The sequence below is a fragment of the Vibrio sp. 1078-1 genome (genome assembly GCF_033340475.1).
In genome coordinates, this window is the sequence record NZ_JAWOWM010000801.1 from 1 (window position 1) to 537 (window position 537).

At 46.0% G+C, this 537-nt stretch carries 1 protein-coding gene; it reads right to left on the minus strand.

Annotation, left to right across the window (positions count from 1 at the left end; all coding sequences use genetic code 11):
- Positions 1 to 100: 100 nt before the first annotated feature.
- Positions 101 to 537: beta-galactosidase subunit beta (locus R7190_RS30145; RefSeq protein WP_318138246.1), on the minus strand; the 437-nt coding region annotated here is incomplete at its 5' end.

A 537-nucleotide genomic window follows, 5' to 3' on the forward strand; every position in this document is an offset into this window, starting at 1 on the left:
TGCTGAGGTCTACAACTGATCTGTGATCTGAATTACTTTGGGTTTATTTAATTATTTTGTTGTTAGGCCAGACGCGTTGTCTGGCCTTGCCTGTAAGCCGTTATTTATTTAGGAAATAGCCATCTTCGATGGTCACTTTGAGCACCACTTTTCTTACGCGGTTGTCTCCGTGGAAGCGGTACGCTTCACTGTTTTCAAAAATCGCTACTTGGCCTTCGCAAAGCTCACGTATTTCACCCTGACCAGAAAAAAATTCGCGGTCGGTTTCATCACGATAAGCTTGTTCTAGTGTCAACGCGGTTTTATCCGCGAACTCAACGGTTTCTCGACCTTCGAGGTAGTAATGCACATCGAAGTAACGACGGTTACCGATGAACGTCGCGGTTTGTTTCGCGATGCCATCTTCAACCATGTAAACCAGTGAATCGCCAATCGAGTGCATCACGCCATCTTTGATGTTGCCGATGTTGCCAATGGCTTCCACACAGCGGTTCCATTTACGACCGTTGCGATATACCTGTTTGAATTGCTCTAAGC